The 20,776-nt window shown below is 45.8% G+C and carries 21 protein-coding genes; 5 read left to right on the plus strand and 16 right to left on the minus strand.

Going from position 1 to position 20,776, the window contains the following annotated elements; genetic code table 11:
• Positions 1 to 14 precede the first annotated feature (14 nt).
• The gene (gene barA, locus FKN08_RS20880; protein WP_170892833.1) at positions 15 to 2,813 is read left to right on the plus strand and encodes a two-component sensor histidine kinase BarA; all 2,799 of its coding nucleotides are present in this window, start codon (positions 15 to 17) and stop codon (positions 2,811 to 2,813) included.
• 69 nt (positions 2,814 to 2,882) lie between these two features.
• Here barA and acpS read toward each other — a convergent pair whose 3' ends face one another.
• The 11 genes from acpS to rpoE all read right to left on the minus strand — a co-directional run bounded on the left by acpS (position 2,883) and on the right by rpoE (position 12,121).
• A complete protein-coding gene (gene acpS / locus FKN08_RS20885) occupies positions 2,883 to 3,263 on the minus strand; it encodes a holo-ACP synthase (RefSeq protein ID WP_012841407.1) in 381 nt (126 codons plus the stop codon).
• A 13-nt stretch (positions 3,264 to 3,276) separates the two neighbouring features.
• A complete protein-coding gene (pdxJ, locus tag FKN08_RS20890; RefSeq protein ID WP_006743311.1) occupies positions 3,277 to 4,008 on the minus strand; it encodes a pyridoxine 5'-phosphate synthase in 732 nt (243 codons plus the stop codon).
• Positions 4,005 to 4,736 (minus strand): DNA repair protein RecO, encoded by a 732-nt coding sequence (gene recO, locus FKN08_RS20895; protein WP_005384578.1) that lies wholly within the window; start codon positions 4,734 to 4,736, stop codon positions 4,005 to 4,007. The genes pdxJ and recO overlap by 4 nt, the downstream gene beginning before the upstream one ends.
• A 115-nt stretch (positions 4,737 to 4,851) precedes the next feature.
• Positions 4,852 to 5,814: a GTPase Era gene (era, locus tag FKN08_RS20900; RefSeq protein ID WP_006743309.1), complete on the minus strand. Its 963-nt coding sequence runs from the start codon at positions 5,812 to 5,814 to the stop codon at positions 4,852 to 4,854.
• On the minus strand, positions 5,807 to 6,484 hold the full coding sequence (rnc, locus tag FKN08_RS20905) for a ribonuclease III (RefSeq protein ID WP_005393907.1): 678 nt from the start codon (positions 6,482 to 6,484) through the stop codon (positions 5,807 to 5,809). The genes era and rnc overlap by 8 nt, the downstream gene beginning before the upstream one ends.
• 20 nt (positions 6,485 to 6,504) lie before the next feature.
• Positions 6,505 to 7,404, minus strand: a complete 900-nt coding sequence (gene lepB / locus FKN08_RS20910; RefSeq protein WP_170892834.1) for a signal peptidase I — start codon at positions 7,402 to 7,404, stop codon at positions 6,505 to 6,507.
• Between the two features lie 104 nt (positions 7,405 to 7,508).
• The gene (gene lepA / locus FKN08_RS20915; RefSeq protein ID WP_005393909.1) at positions 7,509 to 9,302 is read right to left on the minus strand and encodes a translation elongation factor 4; all 1,794 of its coding nucleotides are present in this window, start codon (positions 9,300 to 9,302) and stop codon (positions 7,509 to 7,511) included.
• A 158-nt stretch (positions 9,303 to 9,460) separates the two neighbouring features.
• A complete protein-coding gene (locus FKN08_RS20920) occupies positions 9,461 to 9,931 on the minus strand; it encodes a SoxR reducing system RseC family protein (RefSeq protein ID WP_005384575.1) in 471 nt (156 codons plus the stop codon).
• Complete coding sequence (gene rseB / locus FKN08_RS20925; protein ID WP_005393918.1) at positions 9,928 to 10,893, minus strand: sigma-E factor regulatory protein RseB; 966 nt, start codon at positions 10,891 to 10,893, stop codon at positions 9,928 to 9,930. Before rseB ends, FKN08_RS20920 begins: the two co-directional genes overlap by 4 nt.
• On the minus strand, positions 10,890 to 11,516 hold the full coding sequence (locus FKN08_RS20930) for a sigma-E factor negative regulatory protein (protein WP_170892835.1): 627 nt from the start codon (positions 11,514 to 11,516) through the stop codon (positions 10,890 to 10,892). The genes rseB and FKN08_RS20930 overlap by 4 nt, the downstream gene beginning before the upstream one ends.
• A gap of 26 nt (positions 11,517 to 11,542) precedes the next feature.
• A complete protein-coding gene (gene rpoE, locus FKN08_RS20935; protein WP_005380946.1) occupies positions 11,543 to 12,121 on the minus strand; it encodes an RNA polymerase sigma factor RpoE in 579 nt (192 codons plus the stop codon).
• A 553-nt stretch (positions 12,122 to 12,674) separates the two neighbouring features.
• Here rpoE and nadB point away from each other — a divergent pair.
• Positions 12,675 to 14,288 (plus strand): L-aspartate oxidase, encoded by a 1,614-nt coding sequence (gene nadB / locus FKN08_RS20940; protein ID WP_170892836.1) that lies wholly within the window; start codon positions 12,675 to 12,677, stop codon positions 14,286 to 14,288.
• Positions 14,289 to 14,310: 22 nt separating this feature from the next.
• Here nadB and FKN08_RS23930 read toward each other — a convergent pair whose 3' ends face one another.
• On the minus strand, positions 14,311 to 14,793 hold the full coding sequence (locus FKN08_RS23930) for a protein YgfX (RefSeq protein ID WP_308384594.1): 483 nt from the start codon (positions 14,791 to 14,793) through the stop codon (positions 14,311 to 14,313).
• Positions 14,741 to 15,001, minus strand: coding sequence for a succinate dehydrogenase assembly factor 2 (locus tag FKN08_RS20945; RefSeq protein ID WP_005393925.1), 261 nt, complete (start codon positions 14,999 to 15,001; stop codon positions 14,741 to 14,743). The genes FKN08_RS23930 and FKN08_RS20945 overlap by 53 nt, the downstream gene beginning before the upstream one ends.
• Before the next feature lie 189 nt (positions 15,002 to 15,190).
• Between FKN08_RS20945 and ygfZ the strand changes: the two genes are divergently transcribed.
• The 3 genes from ygfZ to FKN08_RS20960 all read left to right on the plus strand — a co-directional run bounded on the left by ygfZ (position 15,191) and on the right by FKN08_RS20960 (position 17,471).
• Positions 15,191 to 16,159: a tRNA-modifying protein YgfZ gene (gene ygfZ / locus FKN08_RS20950; RefSeq protein WP_145473485.1), complete on the plus strand. Its 969-nt coding sequence runs from the start codon at positions 15,191 to 15,193 to the stop codon at positions 16,157 to 16,159.
• Positions 16,152 to 16,625, plus strand: a complete 474-nt coding sequence (locus FKN08_RS20955; protein ID WP_031780369.1) for a YbaK/EbsC family protein — start codon at positions 16,152 to 16,154, stop codon at positions 16,623 to 16,625. The genes ygfZ and FKN08_RS20955 overlap by 8 nt, the downstream gene beginning before the upstream one ends.
• 639 nt (positions 16,626 to 17,264) lie before the next feature.
• Positions 17,265 to 17,471, plus strand: a complete 207-nt coding sequence (locus FKN08_RS20960) for a DUF1107 domain-containing protein (RefSeq protein WP_005380970.1) — start codon at positions 17,265 to 17,267, stop codon at positions 17,469 to 17,471.
• Positions 17,472 to 17,536: 65 nt separating this feature from the next.
• Here FKN08_RS20960 and FKN08_RS20965 read toward each other — a convergent pair whose 3' ends face one another.
• From FKN08_RS20965 to FKN08_RS20975, 3 genes are read right to left on the minus strand one after another with little or no spacing between them, the layout of a single operon-like run.
• Positions 17,537 to 18,745: an FAD-dependent 2-octaprenylphenol hydroxylase gene (locus tag FKN08_RS20965; RefSeq protein WP_005393929.1), complete on the minus strand. Its 1,209-nt coding sequence runs from the start codon at positions 18,743 to 18,745 to the stop codon at positions 17,537 to 17,539.
• Positions 18,746 to 18,776: 31 nt separating this feature from the next.
• Complete coding sequence (gene ubiH / locus FKN08_RS20970) at positions 18,777 to 19,955, minus strand: 2-octaprenyl-6-methoxyphenyl hydroxylase (RefSeq protein ID WP_170892837.1); 1,179 nt, start codon at positions 19,953 to 19,955, stop codon at positions 18,777 to 18,779.
• A gap of 23 nt (positions 19,956 to 19,978) precedes the next feature.
• The gene (locus tag FKN08_RS20975; protein ID WP_145532495.1) at positions 19,979 to 20,557 is read right to left on the minus strand and encodes a YecA family protein; all 579 of its coding nucleotides are present in this window, start codon (positions 20,555 to 20,557) and stop codon (positions 19,979 to 19,981) included.
• Between the last annotated feature and the right edge of the window lie 219 nt (positions 20,558 to 20,776).

Raw genomic sequence — 20,776 nt, forward strand, 5'->3', positions numbered from 1 at the left:
TGTAATTAGATAACATGACCAGATATGGCTTACGAGCACGTGTAATTACACTGACTCTCGCTCCCACTCTCATCATTGGTTTATTACTGAGCGGTTTTTTCTCTTTCAACCGCTACCAAGATCTTGAGAAACAAGTTATCACCACTGGTAACAGCATCATTGAGCCGTTAGCAATTGCCAGTGAAACTCATCTACTATCAGAAAGCCGAGAGGCGGTACGTCGCTTGATAAGCTACGCCCATCGCAAAAACTCTAAACTGGTTCGTAGTATCGCAGTGTTTGATGAACATCATGAGCTCTTCGTGACATCTAACTTTCACCCTAATTTCGAAGCCTTGATGTTCCCTAAAGATAAACCGATCCCGCAACTGGGCAATTCGGAAATCTACGAAAACTCACTGATATTGCGCGTACCTATTTTGTCCGAGGGTCACTATTTAGCGGAGTTATCGAACGAAAGCCAAGGAACCAAAGCAATTGGTTATATTGCCGTTGAGTTAGATCTCTCCTCTTTAAGGCTGCAACAGTATCAAGAAGTTTTCTCTGCTTTTTTAGTTCTTATACTCGGTCTTGGCTTGGCAAGTGTGTTTGCTTCACGTCTGATGCACGATGTTACCCAACCTATCACCCACATGAAGAATGTCGTTGACCGCATTCGCCGTGGTCACCTAGACGTGCGTATCGAAGGTAAAATGCATGGTGAGTTAGACCAACTGAAAAACGGTATTAACGCCATGGCGGTATCGCTATCGGAATATCACGTGGAGATGCAGCACAGTATAGACCAAGCCACATCAGACTTGCGTGAAACGCTTGAGCAGCTAGAGATTCAGAACGTTGAGTTAGATATCGCGAAGAAACGTGCGCAAGAAGCGGCCAGGGTTAAATCTGAGTTCTTGGCGAACATGTCGCACGAACTGCGTACTCCACTCAATGGGGTTATTGGCTTTACTCGTCAAATGCTTAAAACGCAGCTTTCTAACAGCCAAACTGATTACCTACAGACGATTGAGAAATCGGCGAACAATCTACTGAACATCATCAATGACATTCTCGACTTCTCGAAACTTGAGGCGGGTAAGCTGGCGCTGGAAAACATTCCGTTTGATTTCCGAGAAAGTTTAGAAGAAGTGATTAACCTACAAGCCACAAGTGCACATGAGAAAGGGTTAGAAATCACCCTAAAAGTCGACCCTAAAATTCCACCGGGTTTAGTTGGGGACCCACTACGTATCCAGCAAATTTTGACGAACTTAGTCGGTAACTCCATCAAGTTTACCGAGCGAGGTAACATTGATGTTAGCGTTGAAATGCGCTCTCAATCTGGGGACTCCGTCGAACTGCAATTCATGGTGCGTGATACCGGCATTGGTATTTCTGAACGTCAGCAAGCGCAATTATTCCAAGCATTTAGCCAAGCGGATGCCAGCATTTCACGTCGCTACGGCGGCACTGGGTTAGGTTTGGTTATCACGCAGAAATTGGTAAGCCAGATGGGTGGCGAGATCAGCTTAACCAGCCGCCTACACCAAGGTTCGACATTCTGGTTTACGGTGCGCTTGCACTCAACAGAGATGCCAATGAGCGAACTGATTGAAGTGGAGCTTCTAACGGGCAAACAGTTGCTGTTGATTGAACCAAACATGCAAGCCGCATCCGTAACCCAACAGATTCTAAGTCAAGAAGGTATCTTAGTAACCTACCGCTCTTCGCTACCGAAAAACGAAGAACAATATGACTATGTATTACTGAATTTAGCGGCGAATCAAACGCATGATGCAGACGTCATTACACCTTGGATAGAACAAGCGAAACGCATGGCTCCGAGTGTGATCCTAGGGACGCCGAGTACCGAACTGGCACTTGCCGACCAAATTATGACAGAGCATCACGTCCAATGCCTGACGAAGCCGTTGTCTCGCCGTAAACTGCTACAAAGCCTGATTAGCGAACATGTCGAATCACCACCAACATTGAGTGCTCCAATTACGCCAAGCGAAGGGGAGCGTTTACCTCTGACGGTGTTAGCGGTGGATGATAACCCAGCGAACTTGAAGCTGATTTCCGCTCTGCTTCGCGAACGAGTAGAAACCGTCACCGCCTGCAGCAATGGCCAGCAAGCGGTGAACCTGGCGACAGAGAAAAAGTACGATTTAATCTTCATGGATATCCAAATGCCACAAATGGATGGGGTGACCGCTTGTCAGCACATTAAAGAGTTGGAGTTAAATAAAGACACGCCAGTGATTGCGGTAACTGCGCATGCCATGGCGGGTGAAAGAGATCGCTTGCTATCGGCAGGAATGGATGACTACTTGACCAAACCTATTGAAGAGCATGTGCTACAACAGGTTTTGGTTCACTGGAACCCAAATGCTTGTACGGAGAGCATTGGCAAAGTCGCCCCTTCATACGTTGATGAGCCTGAAGGGATCGCGCCACAATCCGTTTCTTCGCCTCAGCAGGATGTGATTATTGATTGGCAAGCTGCCTTAAAACAGAGCGCGAATAAAGAGGATCTAGCCAAAGACATGCTGCGCATGTTGATTGAGTTCATCCCTGAAGTAGAAGCAGTCGTTGACCAAGCTCTGGAGCAAGAAGATATCTCCCGTGATGACCTAATTCATGTCATCCATAAGCTGCACGGCAGTAGCTCATATTGCGGAGTGCCTAGGCTGAAATCACTCTGTGCGACGCTTGAGCAAGCACTGCGCTCAGGGATCAGTCTTGAGGAGGTTGAGCCTGAAATGTTCGAGCTGCAAGATGAAATGATTAAAGTCACAACGACTGCAAAATTATACCTTGAACAGTAATCTGCTCGAGAGACAAGAAAGCCAGAGCATCTGCTCTGGCTTTTTAGTATTTTGTTTAAGACTTACAAGCTAGGATTCAAAAATGACCGTCGCCACAGCGTAATGACGCTCATCGGAAATGGACAGGTGAATGTGGTTAACGCCCATCGCATCCGCTATTTGTTTTGCTGTGCCCGTCAATGCGAGTACTGGTTTTCCAAGCGCATCGTTCGAGATGGAAAAATCGTGAAACGTGACCCCTTTCGCGATCCCTGTCCCCAATGCTTTTGAGGCCGCTTCTTTGACCGCAAAGCGCTTAGCAAGATAACGGCCTTGCAGCTTAAGCTGTGAAAATTTAGCCATTTCTTCTTCTGAAAGAATACGCTGAGCAAAAGGCTCACCACTACGAGCTAGCGCTTTTTCAATACGCTCAATTTCTGCAATGTCGGTGCCTAACCCTATAATCGCCATCTAGATAGCCCTATTACTGGCGTGCCTCAATCATCAGTGCTTTCATGTCCGCAACCGCTTTATTCAAACCATCAAATACCGCGCGACCAATGATTGAGTGACCAATGTTGAGTTCGTAAATTTCTGGTAATGCAGCAATTGGCGCGACATTGTGATAAGTCAGGCCATGCCCGGCATTAACAATAATACCTAGGTCATGAGCATAACTCGCACCAGCGGCAATCTTCTTCAGTTCAGCTTGTTGTTCGTCTTCTGTCGTCGCATCAGCATAATGACCCGTGTGTAGCTCAATAAACGGAGCACCACACTTTTTCGCAGCTTCAATCTGTTGACGGTCAGCATCAATAAAGAGTGAAACTTTAATGCCTGCATCTGTCAGCTTTTTCGTCGCAGCTTTAATTTTTTCAAGCTGCCCCACAACGTCCAAGCCACCTTCCGTCGTCAGTTCTTCACGTTTTTCAGGCACTAAGCACACAAACTCTGGTTGAGTTTGCAGCGCAATCTCAACCATTTCGTCTGTCACTGCCATCTCTAGATTCATACGCGTTTGAATGGTTTCACGCAGAATACGTACATCACGATCCAAAATATGGCGACGGTCTTCACGTAAGTGAATTGTGATACCATCCGCGCCTGCACGCTCAGCAATTTCTGCAGCGTGAACAGGATCAGGGTATTTTGTACCACGTGCATTACGTAGAGTGGCAATATGGTCGATATTGACGCCTAAATAAATTGAGCTCATTTTCCGTTACTCCGTGCTCTGGGGGTCTGAATGAAAAATTCACGACTTTTTAAAGGTTTGCCGCCAAGATACGGCTTTAAGGCTATACGTGTAAAGCGTTTTGCCGCTTTTAGCTGCTCTTTAGTGACGAACCGCCGCTCACTGATAGCAATCAGTTCATTCCCTAAAAACGTGAGGTTATCGCGCCTAACCGAAGCTATGAAGCCTTTTTGTTCCCGGTAACGATACGTCATCTCTGGGTCGACGGGCTCGCCAGTACCTGCACAGTGCAAGAAATCTACGCCATACCCCATCGCAGATAGCAATGCTAACTCAAAACGACGCAGTGCTGGCTCTGGGTTTTCGTTGTGTGCCAACTCTGTTAACGCATGCAAATAATCATGAAATAGCGCTGGCATCGGCACTTCAGCCATCAATATCCGACCAATCAGTTCATTAACGTACATGGCAGAGTAGAGATTAATGCCCGTTAACGGTAAACCTAGGCTTATCGGCTCAGCTTGACGCAAAGTCTTCATTGAACCTTTTCCCGACCATTTAAGTAACAGCGGAGTAAAAGGTTGCAATGCGCCTTTTAAGTTCGAACGCTTACTGCGCGCGCCTTTGGCCATTAAAGTCATTCGGCCATATTCCTCACTAAATACATCAAGGATTAAGCTCGATTCACTGTAAGGGCGGCGATGTAAAACAAAACAGCGCTGTAAACCTTCGGAAGACAGATTACTCATCTAAGTCATTGTGCCTAAAAAGTGTGAAATAAAAAATAAGGAGCCGAGCGGCTCCTTATTTTAATCGATACTAATTTTTCATCGATGTTGGAGCGAAGCATCTTCGCAGCCAAGATTATAAGTCGTCGATATAACCCAACGAGCGCAGTGCTCGTTCGTCGTCTGCCCAGCCAGATTTCACTTTTACCCAGGTTTCTAGGTAAACCTTACGACCGAACAACTCTTCCATATCTAAACGCGCTTCACGACCAATGGTCTTGATCTTCTCGCCACCTTTACCAATCACCATTTTCTTCTGTCCATTACGCTCAACAAGAATCAAGGCATTGATATGGAAACCGTCGGTTTCTGGGTTGTAATCAAAACGTTCAATCTCGACCGTTACCGAGTATGGCAATTCTTCACCCGTGAAACGCATTAACTTTTCACGCACAATTTCAGATGCCATAAAGCGCTGGGAGCGATCAGTCACGTATTCTTCTGGGAAGTGGTGCGTTGCTTTAGGTAAGTGATTACGCACGTGCTTACGCAGTACATCAATGTTCTTTCCTTGCTTCGCAGAGATTGGCACAACGTCAACGAAGTCCATCTTCTTAGACATCTCAGCCATGTGTAGCATCACTTCGTTACGATCTTGCACGTTGTCGACTTTATTGACACAAAGCACAACTGGGAAGTTCGATTTTTGAAGCTTAGTTAGCACCATTTCATCGTCTTTAGTCCAATGCGTACCATCGACTAAGAAGAACACTAGGTTTACATCACTTAGAGATGAGTTAGCCGCACGGTTCATCAAGCGGTTAATCGCACGCTTTTCTTCGATGTGAAGTCCTGGCGTGTCAACGTAAATCGCTTGGTAATCGCCGTCTGTGTCCACACCCATAATGCGGTGGCGTGTTGTTTGCGGCTTACGTGAGGTGATCGAAATCTTCTGACCCAAGATTTTGTTCAGAAGTGTCGACTTACCTACGTTTGGGCGACCAACTATGGCAATGAAGCCACAATGCTGGTTTTCTGGCGAGCTTGGCTCACCTTGTGATGCGAAAAACGCATCGATATCAAATTCGTTATCAGCCATTTGTTAATTGCTCAAGTGCTGTTTCAGCGGCCGCTTGTTCTGCCTTGCGGCGGCTGGTGCCTTTCCCGATTACAGGCTTGTCCACACCTGCTACTTCACACTCAACCGTAAACTCTTGGTTGTGCGCTTCACCTTTAATATTAGTCACTGTGTACACAGGCAGCGGTTTTCTTCTGCCTTGCAGGAACTCTTGTAGGCGAGTTTTCGGATCTTTTTGTGAGACGCCAGGTTTAATGGCTTCAAGGCGTGAGTTGTACCAACTCAGTACAATGCCTCGCACGACTTCAAGATCGCTGTCTAGGTAAATTGCGCCAATAATGGCTTCAACCGCATCGGCTAAAATAGAGTCTCGGCGGAAACCGCCACTCTTCAATTCACCTGGACCTAATTTTAAATAATCTCCTAGATCGAATTCACGACCCAGTTCCGCCAATGTATGTCCACGAACCAAAGTAGCACGCATACGGCTCATGTCACCCTCGTTCACTTTCGGGAAACGATGGTACAGATCATCAGCGATGACAAAACTTAAAATTGAATCGCCCAGAAACTCAAGACGTTCATTATGCTTACTGTTGGCGCTGCGGTGAGTCAGCGCCAAGTTGATAAGCCCGGCATCTTGAAACTGGTAGCCGAGCTTTCTCTCTAGTTTATCAATTGGAGAATTCATACTCTCTCGATATAAAATGGTTAGTGAATACCACCGATGCGGTTAAAACGCACACCAGTTGGAATCCATGAAGGTAGAACGCTATCTGCGCCACGATCAAACTCGAAGCTGATCCAAATGGCGACAGCTTTGCCGACTAAGTTTGCTTCAGGAACGAAGCCCCAGTAACGGCTGTCAGCACTGTTGTCACGGTTATCACCCATCACAAAGTACTGACCTTGTGGTACAACCCACTCTGTCGTGCCGCTACGTGGGAAGTATTGCTCCACACGGTTACGAACAAGAGGGTTAACCAAAACATTGTGCTCCACGTTACCCAATTTTTCATCCAGTTGGATCATTGGAATACCGTTCGAGCTAAACTGACTTTCTTCAACATTGCTCAGTTTAACTGGTTTACACGCCGATTCACCTTGGCTTTGCACGCAAAGCTGCTTATCACTTGAATAACGCACGATATCACCAGGCAAACCAACAACACGCTTAATGTAATCCACACTTGGTTGTGGCGGGTATTTGAATACCACGATATCACCACGCTCAGGTTTACCTGTTTCAACTAACTGCGTGCGCCATACCGGATCTTTCAAGCCATAGGCGTATTTTTCTACCAAGATAAAGTCACCCACCAACAAAGTCGGCATCATTGAGCCTGATGGAATTTGAAATGGTTCGTAGATAAAAGAACGTAATACTAAAACGAACGCAATCACAGGAAAAATTGAGACGCTATTTTCAACCCACCAAGGCTGACGCTCAACTTTTTGCAAGGTCACTGCATCCAAACCATTAGACGTCTGAGCTTGAATCTCCGCCAGTTTTTCCTGACGCTTTTTCGCGAAAACCAGCTTTTCCAATAGCCAAACCACGCCAGTTACCAAAGTCGTAATAACCAGCATCAGTGAGAATGTATTCGCCATTAAATTCCCTTATCTAAAAATACGAAAGTGAAAGAGCCGAAACCCTTTCACTTATTTTAATATCTAACGTCTTAAGACCGACAAGTGTGAGACAAAGTTCAACTTTAGTCTTTACCTACGTGAAGGATGGCTAGGAACGCTTCTTGAGGCAGCTCAACGTTACCGATCTGCTTCATGCGCTTCTTACCTTCTTTCTGTTTCTTCAGAAGTTTCTTCTTACGACTTACGTCACCGCCGTAACATTTCGCGATTACGTTCTTACGCAGCTGTTTTACAGTTGAACGTGCGATAATGTGGTTACCAATCGCTGCTTGGATTGCGATATCAAACATTTGGCGAGGGATAAATTCTTTCATCTTCTCTACCAGCTGACGACCGCGAGTCTGAGACTGGTCTTTGTGTGTGATCATCGCCAATGCATCAACGGTGTCACCGTTCAGAAGAACGTCTACACGTACCATATTCGAAGCTTCAAAACGCTGGAAGTTGTAATCCAAAGACGCATAACCACGAGATGTCGATTTCAGACGGTCGAAGAAATCCAGTACCACTTCTGCCATTGGAATATCGTAAGTCACGGCAACCTGGTTACCGTGGTAAACCATATCGACCTGAGTACCACGCTTTTCAACACACAGCGTGATCACGTTACCTAGGTACTCTGAAGGTACCAGGATATTACAACGAGCGATCGGTTCACGAATTTCTTCAATATCATTGATCGCTGGTAGTTTGGCAGGGCTATCAACGTACAGCAGTTCACCATCGGTCTTTTCAACTTCGTAAACTACCGTTGGTGCCGTGGTGATAAGATCTAAGTCGTATTCACGCTCTAGACGCTCTTGGATAATTTCCATGTGCAGCATGCCAAGGAAACCACAACGGAAACCAAAGCCAAGTGCCGCTGAGTTTTCTGGCTCGTAGAATAGCGATGCGTCGTTTAGGCTTAATTTGCCCAGCGCATCACGGAAGTTCTCGTAATCGTCAGAAGATACCGGGAACAGACCTGCGTAAACCTGAGGTTTTACTTTCTTAAAACCTGGTAGCGGTTTTTCACAGCCGTTCTTAGCCATAGTCAGCGTATCACCAACTGGTGCACCAAGGATGTCTTTAATACCACAAACCACCCAACCTACTTCACCAGTACGAAGGATATCGGTATCTACTTGTTTTGGCGTAAAAATACCAAGACGGTCTACACCCCAAACTTGGCCCGTACTCATCACTTTGATCTTATCGTTCTTCTTCAGTTCGCCGTTTTTAATACGTACTAGAGAAACAACGCCAAGATAGTTATCAAACCATGAGTCAATGATCAGCGCTTGTAATGGCGCATCTGGGTCACCTTCCGGTGCTGGAATCGCTGATACGATGTTCTCTAGAACGTCATCAACACCGATGCCTGTCTTCGCAGAACAGCGGGTTGCTTCCATTGCATCGATACCAACGATTTCTTCAATTTCTTCTGCCACGCGCTCAGGATCGGCTGCTGGTAGGTCAATCTTGTTCAAGATTGGCACAACCTCTAGATCCATCTCAATCGCGGTGTAACAGTTAGCCAGTGTTTGAGCTTCAACACCTTGACCCGCATCTACAACCAATAGCGCACCTTCACAAGCCGCTAGAGAACGTGATACTTCATATGCAAAGTCAACGTGCCCCGGAGTATCGATGAAGTTCAGCTGATACGTTTCACCGTCTTTAGCGGTGTAGTTTAGCGTCACACTCTGAGATTTAATGGTGATACCACGCTCACGTTCAAGATCCATAGAATCCAGAACCTGTGCGGCCATTTCACGATCGGTTAACCCGCCACAAACTTGGATTAGACGGTCTGATAGGGTCGACTTACCATGGTCGATGTGGGCGATAATCGAAAAGTTACGAATGTGCTTCATAGATTTAGGGTGACTAACTCTTTACAAATAGGGACAGTAAGAAACGCCATCTACTGACGGCATTTCAATCAAGTTGGCAGATTCTACCGAATTTCGTTAACGGGCGCACGTAATTTAAAGTACATACCCAAATAACCTTAAGTGGAGGGGGACAGCGCTTACTGGATTGGCTCCCCAAGTACCCTAACAAGGGTAACTTGGCGCTTGGATTCATCCTCTAACGGACGAGAAACACGTTTTGCGATCCACATTCCACCAGCTGCAAATAATACTGATGCCAATATGATGATACCTTCCCCGCCCGCGGTCAGCGGCGCTAATAGGAAGTGACCAAACATCGCACCAATAATCAAACCAAACAACGGCAGTAAATAAACCGCCATTGCTGATTTTATCAGGCTCGACTCAGGAAAGCCTATCTCGACGACTTGACCTATCTTCACTGATTTATCCGTGCGCAGGTGCCAAGATAAACTCTTGTTACCAATGGCTTTAGTCACAACGCCCGTTCCACAACTTTTCTGTGAAGAGCAACTACTGCAACTGGTCTGCTGTTCGCAGCTTAAATCAATTTCGTATTGTTTACCGCGACGATGTACGTCTGTCACAGTAGCCAACGCGGTCATCATTGTTGTTTACTCTTTGTTACATTAAATGTGACAGATTGGGCGATACGTTGTGCTGTGGTCGGCGGAATGTCTCCTACAACGGAGATTTCATGTTGACCGCTCACAAAACTGTGTAGCGTTCTTCGGCCTTGGCGAACCAACTGCCCTTTTAACGAATGCTCATCTTTGTTTGCTACGTAAACAGAGAAGCTAAACAGACCATCAGAATACAGCTGGCTCTCCACCATTTGATTAGTAACGGCCATACGATAGCGGTTGAGCTCGTTCGGCTCGAAACCTTCAGGGATCCAACCTACCTGCCAATTACTGGTCCCAATATCGCCTTTTGGCATGGTGAGAACAGCTGGTAATTGAACATCTTGTAGGCCACTCATTAACTCTGCGATTTTTGGATTCACTGTGTAAGAAATAGTGCGATATTGTTCAAGCATCTCACCATCACGGTCCACAAGGTCGGCACGTAACGGCAATTTACTCTTTTCATCGATCCATAGTACGTATGAATAGCGCAGACCGTCTTTAGGGACGACACGCAGCACTTGTGTTGCTACACCTGCTTCACGAGCTCTACCCACTTTTACATAGTCGTAATACAAGTTTAGCTCATCGATATTGGTATTGAGCATAGGCATGGTCGGAGCGACCATTTTACCTGACTCGATGGTGAATGGTTCTAAACCCGTTTCGATATAGCTTACTTCTGTGCCGCGACGAATCACTTCGCGTACAGGGCCACTTAAATAGACAAGATGAGCATATTGATCGTCACCATGCGTCGCATGACGATACAGCAACGGCTCAATGCTGTTCTTTTTGATAAGGATATAAGAGAGTTCGTAACTTAAATTCTTACTCGCCTCGCTCATTTGATGCAATAAAGCCTCCGCTGGCTTATCACCAGCAAAGGCTTGAGAAGACATCATACTGAACAGAGCGCAAGCGCTGATCAGAAATTTTTTCATTCAATATCCGGATTCAGATTTGCATCTTGTTGAGATGCATCACTGTTAATTCGTAACTGCAATTCGTAGTCTCGCAGCATAGCATGAACACGCTTACGTTGCTCTTGCATATTTGCTTCACCTACAGAACGCTCAACAGACTCACGAGTTAAACTCACAGGCTCTGCGCTGCCAGCAAACGGAACTGTCTGCAACACAGGCAATTGGTCTGTTTGCGGCGACATTGAATCGCTACCACCGTACTGCTGTACACCTAAAATAACGACAAGCGATACACATACAGCAACAGCAACTTGACCAAACTGTGTCAACCAACCTGGCAACTGACGTTTTGCTTTTTGCGGTTCTGGTTGCGACTCTTTTGGCGTATCAGCAATTGAGATAACATTTGCACCGTGCGAATCAAACGCACGATGTGCAGGTTCATCTTCTAACGCTAACGCCACGCTTTCAGCAATATTCCACTCAGGTTTTGCTGGCGCTTCGCCTCGCATCACATCACCAATCAGGTGGTAGTTCTGCCAAGCATCACGGCTCTCTTGGTCTTGCTCTAACTCTTGAATTAAAGCCTTATCGACCAATTCTCCATCCATGAGAGCTGAAAGTTTTTCTTTGTCAGCCATTATTTTCACCATAGTTATTACTTGTACTAGCGTTGCAAAAGAGGTCTGATTTTCTTTTCCACCGCCTCACGAGCACGGAAGATACGCGATCGTACCGTTCCTACCGGGCAATCCATCACTTCTGCAATTTCTTCATAACTCAAGCCATCGAGCTCTCGTAATGTCATTGCGGTTTTTAAATCTTCAGGTAAAGCTTCGATTGCACTGAACACCACCCGTTGCAATTCTTTGGACAACGTTAAGTTCTCAGGGTTCGATATTTCTTTAAGTGCACTACCTGTTTCGTAAAATTCAGCATCTTCAGCATCGACATCTGTCGCTGGAGGTCTACGCCCTTGAGCAACAATGTGATTTTTCGCAGTATTCACTGCAATGCGATACAGCCACGTATAAAACGCACTCTCCCCACGAAAGCTGGGAATAGCTCGGTAAGCTTTAATAAACGCTTCTTGTGCTACATCTGGTACATCGCCAGGATTACTAACGTATCTGGAAATAAGATTACATACCTTGTTCTGGTACTTCGTTACCAGCAGATTGAATGCTTGCTTATCGCCATTCTGAACTCGCTCAATCAATACTTGATCGGTCAGCTGCTCGTTCATTCGAGCGGATACTCCTATTTGTTATGCCCCTACTCTTCTCAGATATGGGTACTAATTATGCAAAACGTAGTATTGACACCACTGCTTACTTGAGCACTATTGTGACCCTAACGTGAATGAGAAAGTTCCATGGTTTCTCAAGTTTTTTGTCATTGTTTTTTCACAGTGTGATGTCTATACCCAAATGACCACCGTTGCCTGACTTTAGTCTAAGTTTGACAAGCGAGCATCTTGAGGGGAAATGGGTATAATGAATGATCTCTGTCCCAGATTGTGCTGGGTCGAGCATGGAAAAGCAATGGCATTGACAAACTATTACTTTTCATTTGCATGGCTAATGGCTATCTGAACACCGCGTTACAAATATAACTTAGGAAGCATGCTCATGCTCTGCATGAAAAAGAAGAGTGGCTCAGTCACCGCAGTAACACGGATGTCGATAGGTCTCCCAACTTAGCCCTTAGCGACGGGTGTCGCGATAATGGAATGCACATGGTGTGCAAATAATACACAAGGTGACTTTGTTACCTTAGCTTGGGATTATAAAAGTTATATGAACACAAATCGTGAACATGAGTGTGATGTGTTAGTGGTAGGGAGTGGCGCGGCTGGTTTGTCGTTGGCTTTGCGCGTAGCTAACCACTGTAAAGTGATGGTGCTGAGTAAAGGGCCACGCAGCGAAGGGGCGACCTATTATGCCCAGGGTGGTATTGCTGCTGTATTTGATGAGTCAGACACCATTGATTCACACGTTGAAGATACACAAATCGCCGGCGATGGTATTTGCGATGAGGACACCGTGAGGTTCATTGCTGAACATTCAAAAGAGTGCGTACAGTGGTTGATCGACGGTGGTGTCCCATTTGATCGTGAAGAAGATGACTCTGACGATGAACCTCGCTACCACTTAACTCGTGAAGGTGGCCATAGTCGTCGTCGTATTCTTCACGCGGCAGATGCGACAGGTATGGCGATGCAAACCTCTCTGCAAGATAACGCTCACAACCATCCAAACATTCATGTTCTCGAACGTCACAATGCGCTGGACTTAATCACCGAAGACAAAATTGGCGGTGATAAAAACAAAGTTATCGGTGCTTATATTTGGAACCGCAACGAAGAGCATGTCGAAACCGTGCGGGCCAAATTTGTGGTTCTCGCTACAGGTGGCGCTTCAAAAGTTTATCAATACACCTCTAACCCAGATGTGTCGTCTGGTGATGGTATTGCGATTGCTTGGCGTGCAGGGTGTCGTGTGGCAAATATGGAGTTTAACCAGTTCCACCCGACGTGTTTATACCACCCCGAGGCGCGTAACTTCTTGTTGACCGAAGCGTTACGTGGTGAAGGTGCTTACCTGCGTCGTCCAGATGGTTCTCGCTTTATGCCAGATTTCGATGAGCGTAAAGAGCTTGCTCCGCGTGACGTCGTGGCTCGTGCTATCGACTTCGAAATGAAGCGTTTGGGTGCCGACTGTATGTACCTCGACATTAGTCACAAACCTGCGGACTTTATTACTAAGCACTTCCCAACCATTTACTCACGTTTGATGGACTTGGGCATTGATATGACCAAAGAGCCAATCCCAATCGTACCTGCTGCGCACTACACTTGTGGCGGTGTCATGGTGAATAGAAATGGCTGCACCGATCTTAAAAACTTGTATGCAATTGGCGAAGTCAGCTATACAGGGCTGCATGGTGCTAACCGCATGGCATCAAATTCACTTCTCGAATGCGTGGTTTATGCTTGGTCTGCGGCGAAAGATATTCTAAAACATCACACTAACGTGGAGCTTCCTTCACAGGTGCCATGTTGGGATGAAAGTAAAGTGACCAACAGTGATGAAGAAGTGATCATTCAGCACAACTGGCACGAGCTTCGTCTGTTTATGTGGGACTACATGGGCATTGTACGAACTGACAAGCGTTTAGAACGCGCCTTGCGCCGTATCCAACTGTTGCAACAAGAAACGCATGAGTACTACAGCAACTTCCGTGTATCGAACAACTTATTAGAACTGCGTAACCTTTTACAAGTAGCAGAGCTGATGGTTCGTTGTGCGATGCAGCGTAAAGAGAGTCGAGGTTTGCACTACACGCTTGATTATCCGAACCAACTGGAAAACAGCGGACCAACGATTTTGGTTCCAGCTAAACAGCTTTAATTCGACAAAATAAACTATTACATCAACAGGGAGCATTGGCTCCCTGTTTCATTTCCCACTGGCGTAATACCAAAGATAATTGACGGTAATGCTGATCGTCACAGCTATCACGCCAAATCGTGACGCTACGGCCAGACTGCAATCGAAATGTTATCTTGAATGGCAATGTCGATGTATCGACTCGTTGTAACTGATCCTTTTCAGACTCAAGAGCCGCCGAGCATTCACTATACTCAAGGGCCTCAAACCTAACCGAGCCATCGCAATGCACATACCAATAACCCTGACTTGTAGGTTTAACAAAGCCTTGGCTCAGTAGTGCCTTAACAATCATTAATAACAAATAAATCGATAATACGAGAGGGATGCTAGAGAGGGTAACGGCCCAAGTCATCAGTAAGAAAAGTATTACATTGAGAACTCGGGCAGTCAGAGAGGGAGAAGCGGTAAAATTAACGAACTTTGCTGAGGTTATGGGCGACAATTTTATCAACCATTGCAGCATGACCTAAGTTTTCGCTGCGGCCATGCCCCATTATCCAAGTAAACAGATCAGGATCATCGCATTCAAGTAAAGAAACAAAGTCACGCTGCTCTTGTTCACTCAGAGTATCAAAGCACTCTTCAAAAAACGGCATAATTACTACGTCAAGCTCAAGCATGCCTCGACGACAAGCCCATTTAATACGCGCTTTTTCTTCCGGAGTGTACATTCACTATTCCTTCATAGATGTCTTGTTGTTAGTGCGGAGTGTAACAAGGGATGTGCTACGTCACTAGTGTGCGGGTCACAATACGATAGTGAAAGCAGACAAATGTTGATTCGTAAATCGCTCCCCTAGTATCTCAAGGTTATTTGGGTATAACATAGCGGAAAAATATCTTCAAAAGGCATTGTAATTATGGAATGGCAAACTCGTTTTTCAGCACTACCTCTCTCAACTCAAGACGCACTTCCAGAGTTATCTATCTCACTGCTGGACAATTTCGGCATGATCACCATGGTCGGTGACGATAAAAAATCATACTTACAAGGTCAGGTTACCTGCGATGTCGTTTCTTTAGAACAAGACCAATCAACATTAGGCGCACATTGTGATGCGAAAGGTAAAGTGTGGAGTGTGTTCCGCCTTTTCCATCACCACGATGGCTACGGCATGATCCAACCAAAATCGGCGATTGACGTAGAACTTAGCGAAATAAAAAAATACGCCATTTTCTCTAAAGTAACGATTGAAGCTTCTGATGAAGTTATCTTAGGTGTTGCCGGCGTCAAAGCCGATGAGCTTATTTCTTCAATGAGCAAAACGACTGGCAGCGTTCGCCCTGTTGAAGGCGGCACCGCGGTACAAGTTTCACAAAACCGCTGGCTAATGATATTAAGTGCGCCAGCTGCGCAACAAGTCGTTGAAAATACAGATGCTGCCCTTACGACAAATGAGCTTTGGAATCGTTTCGACATTGAAGCTGGTTTACCATTTGTCTCTGCATCCGCGCAGAATGCTCACATTCCACAAGCACTCAACGTGCAAGCTTTAGGAGGCATTAGCTTCACAAAGGGCTGCTACACAGGACAAGAAACGGTAGCACGAGCTAAGTATCGCGGTACAAATAAACGTGCGATGTACATCGTAAAAGGGGCAACTTCTGCTCCATTCAGTGACGAGCCAATTGAGCTCGAACGCAGCGTGGGTGAAAACTGGCGTTCAGTGGGTGCTTTATTAAACCACTACCAGTTCAGCGACAATCAAGCGATTGGCCTGATCGTACTGCCCAATAATCTCGATGAAGACACTCGTCTTCGTTTGGTTGCTCAACCAGAATGTGAGTGGACAATCGAATCACTGCCTTACAGTCTTGATGATGAGTAATACAATCAATACTCCTTTGATGCAATTTCTCACAGACCAACACATTCCGTTTCGTCTGTTACCGCATCAAAGACCAGCAACCACTATTGAGGATGCCGCGCAACAACGCGGCATTCGCCCTTCTCAAATGGTAAAAGCGATCTTGCTACGAGACATGGGTAATCAATATGCTCTCGCCTGTGCGCCTGGTGATCGTAGTGTCGATCCCAAAAAAGTGCGCTCGTTACTGCAATGCCGCCGGATGACTTGCGTTGATCAAGCCGACGTTGAGGCCATCACAGGTTACAAAATTGGTACTGTCACTCCACTATTACTCAAACGACACATGCCGATCGTGTTCGATCCTAGCTTACTAGAAGAACAGGAAGTCACGATCAGCAGTGGCGATCGCATGGCTGGACTGGCGCTTTCTATCCAAGATCTGATCCAATTGTGTCAGCCGACCGTAGCTGAGATATGTCGTTAGTCGTCTAAAAATAATGTAATAGCACGTAGTGTTTCTATCATCACGTGATCTCGCTCATATCTATAAAAATAGACGAGAGAATTTTTAATCACATATAAAACATAAATAGTCACAAAGATAAAACTCGTATATGCTGAATTTGTTGGTTAAGTTTCAAACAAGCACTTAACCAACATAAAGTGAATCAGCTGACTGAATGACAGTATTCATGCCGTCAGCTGTCCACTTTTGTGTAATGCATCTGTGACTATTCGCCCGCTGAAGCGGGCTTTTTTTTGTGCGGAACTTTTTTCTCTTCCTCTTTCTCTAACCGTTAGGACGTAAAGCTTGTTCTGTCGGATACCACCTTAATAGAAACAATTAGCAAACAATCATTTTCGTTCTATTCTTAATTCTGTAACAAAACTATTGCTTAATGCGTCACGTAAAAAGGAGTGTATTGTCGTAAGGGTTCCTTGAACGGTGATTTTTTGGGGTAATCCTCACGCTATTTAAGAGATGACACTGTCAAATTGTCTAAGACAACACAAATCTCTGACGCAACACCCTACATCTGTATTTAATACTATGGCTGTCACAATAATTTTCGCGTCCAAAACGTAGAATACCTAGGCTAGGTTAGATAAAAGGAAAGTAAATATGAGACTGTTTAAGCGCTATACACCAAGTATGATAGCTAAACATATAAGTCGTCTTTTTAAAGGAAGAATTTATATTTACGGGGTCGGTAGATTCGAGTTTGATAACGGCAAGTTAATACTGCCGGAGAAAGCAGAGCAACGCCATTTCCGAGCGGTCAAAGAGATCAACCAAGAAATAATGAAACTCCGATGCGCATATGCTTAGCAAAACGTTGATAATACAAAGGCTGGATTAACCAGCCTTTTGTGTATTTGAAGTTCGCTTTACACCTACTGACGTGCCAGATCCGGCAAATGACCTTTTAGACCAAGCGCACGCTTCATGATCTCATCTTTCGCTCCCGGCAGTTGACCCGCTAAACTCAAACCAATGCCACGAACCAGCTTCTTAGCAGGATTCTCTCCAGAGAACAGGTCTCGGAATCCTTGCATTGCAGCGATCATCTTTGCTGCTTCCGCTTTGCGCCAACGCTCATAACCTCTCAGGTTGCGTTTGCTGCCAATATCTTGGCCTTGCTTCCATAGCGCTAACACCTCTTGAGCGAGGCTGGCTGCATCTAATAAACCTAAATTTACCCCCTGGCCCGCTAGAGGATGAATAGTATGGGCCGCATCACCAACCAATGCGACTCGCTCCACAACAAAATCTCGCGCATAACGCATTTTCAGAGGAAACGCGGCACGCTCTCCCACGACTTCACATAGACCAAGTCGTGTATCAAATTCGCTCGTCAATGCTTTGTTGAAATCATGCTCACTCATTGCCAATAGCTGCTCTGCACGATTTGGCTCAGTGGACCAAACAATAGAGCACATATCTGGTTGCGACATTGGCAAAAACGCCAATGGCCCTTGAGGAGTAAAAATCTGTCGTGCAATGCTATTGTGCGGAGCAGCGGTTTTAACATTCGCGACCAGAGCATGATGTCCATAATCCCAATGCGTTAACGGAATATCCATTTGATGACGAAGCCACGAGTTTGCCCCATCGGCTCCGACCACTAACTTAGCCGTCATGGCTTGACCATTGTCGAGCGTCAACCAACTTTCTTGTTCGCCCACCGCTAAGGTCGCGCAACGTGCAGGCATAAACATAGTGACGTTATCGAGCTTTTGGACTTGTTCGAGCAGTGCGAGTTGAATCACTCGATTCTCAACAATATGCCCTAAATCAGGTTGTGCCATGCTTTGTGCATTGAACTCAATACTAGCGAAGCTATCTTGCTCCCACACTTCCATTCCGTAGTATGGTGAAGCTCGGCGTTGCTCTATTCCCTGCCAAGCGCCAAGCTTACGCAAGATCGTCTCACTAGAACGGCTCAACGCAGACACACGCACATCAGGTAACTCTTTCAACGACTCATCTGGCACCTTGCCTTCTATTACGGCGACACGCAGGTCACTGTCCTTGAACGCGGCAGCAAGTGCCAACCCAACCATCCCTCCGCCGATGATGGCGATATCTACACTTTGCATCATTGCTTTTTATTACCTAATTCAGTGCGGCCGTTCATCGTTTTACCAAACCAAGCGTATGGCGCAGTAGCGGCTGCTTAAAAATAGAAAGGTTATCCATCGCTGCTAAGGCTGTATTTCGCCCAATTCGCATCGCGGGTAAATCATTTGAAAAAATATGCACTAAGGCACTGGTTAGCCAGATCGTTTCGCTTCGGTCTGCCTCTCTACGCTGACTAAAGCGCATCAAGCCTTGATAAAGACCAACATCATCGCTTTGCTGCACGATTTCTTCTGCTAGCGAGACGACGTCGCGAATACCAAGATTAAAACCTTGTCCAGCTATCGGATGCAGCGTTTGCGCCGCATTCCCAACAATCGCAAAACGATGAGAAATATTTTGCTTTCGATGGCGAAGAAGCAATGGGTAACTCGCACGTCGTCCCACTTTTTTCATCGTGCCCAAGCGCCAGCCAAAATCTTGTTGTAAACGTTGGAGAAATGCTTGGTCAGATAACTCAAGAACTGCTTGGGCTTCCTCAGGGTGCAGACACCAAACTAAAGACATTCTATTGTCACTCATTGGCAATAAAGCAACAGGGCCATTTTCAGTAAAACGTTCAAAGGCTCTACCTTGATGAGGTTCTTGAGTAACAATATTGGCAATGACAGCCACTTGTTCAAAATCTTGCTCAGAAAGCTCTAAACCAATTTTCTGACAACAAGTCGAAACAGCACCATCGGCTGCCACCAGCAGTTTTGCTTCAAGCTTCCCACCGCTTTTCAACGTAATATGGGTACAGTCTTGCTCGCGCTCGATATCGGTAACAGAGTCAGGGCAAAACAGCGTAATAGATGCGCTGCTATCTAATAATTCTTGATATACGCGACCAACATCGGCTAATTCGACAACATACCCTAGTGCTTCAACGCCAATCTCTTGCTTGGTAATTTCCGTCATCCCAGCATGAGAGCGGTCAGAAACGTGGATATGTTCAATGGGTGTGACAAACGGCTCTATCGAGGTCCAGAGCTGTAGTTGACGCAACAGATTGACAGTACCGTAAGACAATGCGATTGAGCGAGAGTCAAAACCAGGGTGCATATCTGACTGCGCTTTAAAAGGCTCAATGACGGCAATGCGGAGCTTTCCCTGAGACAAATGGTCAATCGCTAATGCTAACGTTGCACCAGCCATGGCACCACCAGCAATGACTACATCATATTGCTTCATGCTAACCTCTGGACCATCTACGATTAATGAATAGTAGGCTTTTTATCGCTACTTTCAGGGCGAACACCAAACTCAGCATGAATCGTTAGTACGCAAGCTTTGATGTGTTCAATCACTTGTTCTAGCAATTGCGCTTGTTCACCGAGGTCGTCATCTTCATCAATGCCTAATTTGGCAATCTCTTCTAGGTCAGCCAATGCTTCTTTAGCGTCATCTGACGCTTTATTTAGCGCAACACCTGCTAGACCTAACCCAGAAATAAAGTGGTTTACGAAATCGGACACGCTGTCAGCCAACGTGAATAAGCCTTCTTCTCCCGGCTCATCTGGCAATAATAAAGACAGCTCCATCGACGTGCCCGTGAGTTCATTGACAGTAACGGTGAATACGCTTTGAGCAAAAGCTAGCGCAGGAGAAGGCCAACCCATGCCATCATTGGTGTAGTCAAACAGAATAGGCTGCCAAGTTTGATCATTAATCGCCAATCCACCACTTAACATGCCGACAAATAAGCCATGTAATTCCGCCGGTGTTACTGCTAGGCTTGCAGATTGCAGTTCAGCAGCAATAGATTGGTATTCAGGAAGGGTGATTTCACTCATAACTTGGCTCATTCTTGCATAATAATGTATTGGTATATCCTACCATCAAGGTTAGTGGTCTGAAACGGCTATCAAATTCAATTTTGAACAGCATTTGCTCAATTTGCCCAATTCCTGTGTGATCTCGCCATCATTTCTCTTTCTGTGATGGGAAATGCTTGAATCTTAATAGCGGTTTTCCTATAGTTTGCTCCTCGGTAGTTGTATGAAGCAACACCT

The organism is Vibrio sp. 1-2 (7-a) (genome assembly GCF_013048515.1).
Lineage (GTDB): Bacteria > Pseudomonadota > Gammaproteobacteria > Enterobacterales > Vibrionaceae > Vibrio > Vibrio diabolicus.

What these genes read in the sequence shown, in the direction of transcription:
- ygfZ (WP_145473485.1), top strand. Translation starts at nt 15,191, where the DNA reads ATGGAATGGCAAACTCGTTTTTCAGCACTACCTCTCTCAACTCAAGAC.
- pdxJ (WP_006743311.1), bottom strand. Translation starts at nt 4,008, where the DNA reads ATGAGCTCAATTTATTTAGGCGTCAATATCGACCATATTGCCACTCTA.
- nadB (WP_170892836.1), top strand. Translation starts at nt 12,675, where the DNA reads ATGAACACAAATCGTGAACATGAGTGTGATGTGTTAGTGGTAGGGAGT.
- FKN08_RS20920 (WP_005384575.1), bottom strand. Translation starts at nt 9,931, where the DNA reads ATGATGACCGCGTTGGCTACTGTGACAGACGTACATCGTCGCGGTAAA.
- recO (WP_005384578.1), bottom strand. Translation starts at nt 4,736, where the DNA reads ATGAGTAATCTGTCTTCCGAAGGTTTACAGCGCTGTTTTGTTTTACAT.
- FKN08_RS23930 (WP_308384594.1), bottom strand. Translation starts at nt 14,793, where the DNA reads ATGCTGCAATGGTTGATAAAATTGTCGCCCATAACCTCAGCAAAGTTC.
- FKN08_RS20975 (WP_145532495.1), bottom strand. Translation starts at nt 20,557, where the DNA reads ATGAGTGAAATCACCCTTCCTGAATACCAATCTATTGCTGCTGAACTG.
- rnc (WP_005393907.1), bottom strand. Translation starts at nt 6,484, where the DNA reads ATGAATTCTCCAATTGATAAACTAGAGAGAAAGCTCGGCTACCAGTTT.
- FKN08_RS20930 (WP_170892835.1), bottom strand. Translation starts at nt 11,516, where the DNA reads ATGGCTGACAAAGAAAAACTTTCAGCTCTCATGGATGGAGAATTGGTC.
- FKN08_RS20955 (WP_031780369.1), top strand. Translation starts at nt 16,152, where the DNA reads ATGAGTAATACAATCAATACTCCTTTGATGCAATTTCTCACAGACCAA.
- lepB (WP_170892834.1), bottom strand. Translation starts at nt 7,404, where the DNA reads ATGGCGAATACATTCTCACTGATGCTGGTTATTACGACTTTGGTAACT.
- FKN08_RS20945 (WP_005393925.1), bottom strand. Translation starts at nt 15,001, where the DNA reads ATGTACACTCCGGAAGAAAAAGCGCGTATTAAATGGGCTTGTCGTCGA.
- FKN08_RS20965 (WP_005393929.1), bottom strand. Translation starts at nt 18,745, where the DNA reads ATGATGCAAAGTGTAGATATCGCCATCATCGGCGGAGGGATGGTTGGG.
- ubiH (WP_170892837.1), bottom strand. Translation starts at nt 19,955, where the DNA reads ATGAAGCAATATGATGTAGTCATTGCTGGTGGTGCCATGGCTGGTGCA.
- lepA (WP_005393909.1), bottom strand. Translation starts at nt 9,302, where the DNA reads ATGAAGCACATTCGTAACTTTTCGATTATCGCCCACATCGACCATGGT.
- acpS (WP_012841407.1), bottom strand. Translation starts at nt 3,263, where the DNA reads ATGGCGATTATAGGGTTAGGCACCGACATTGCAGAAATTGAGCGTATT.
- rpoE (WP_005380946.1), bottom strand. Translation starts at nt 12,121, where the DNA reads ATGAACGAGCAGCTGACCGATCAAGTATTGATTGAGCGAGTTCAGAAT.
- rseB (WP_005393918.1), bottom strand. Translation starts at nt 10,893, where the DNA reads ATGAAAAAATTTCTGATCAGCGCTTGCGCTCTGTTCAGTATGATGTCT.
- FKN08_RS20960 (WP_005380970.1), top strand. Translation starts at nt 17,265, where the DNA reads ATGAGACTGTTTAAGCGCTATACACCAAGTATGATAGCTAAACATATA.
- barA (WP_170892833.1), top strand. Translation starts at nt 15, where the DNA reads ATGACCAGATATGGCTTACGAGCACGTGTAATTACACTGACTCTCGCT.
- era (WP_006743309.1), bottom strand. Translation starts at nt 5,814, where the DNA reads ATGGCTGATAACGAATTTGATATCGATGCGTTTTTCGCATCACAAGGT.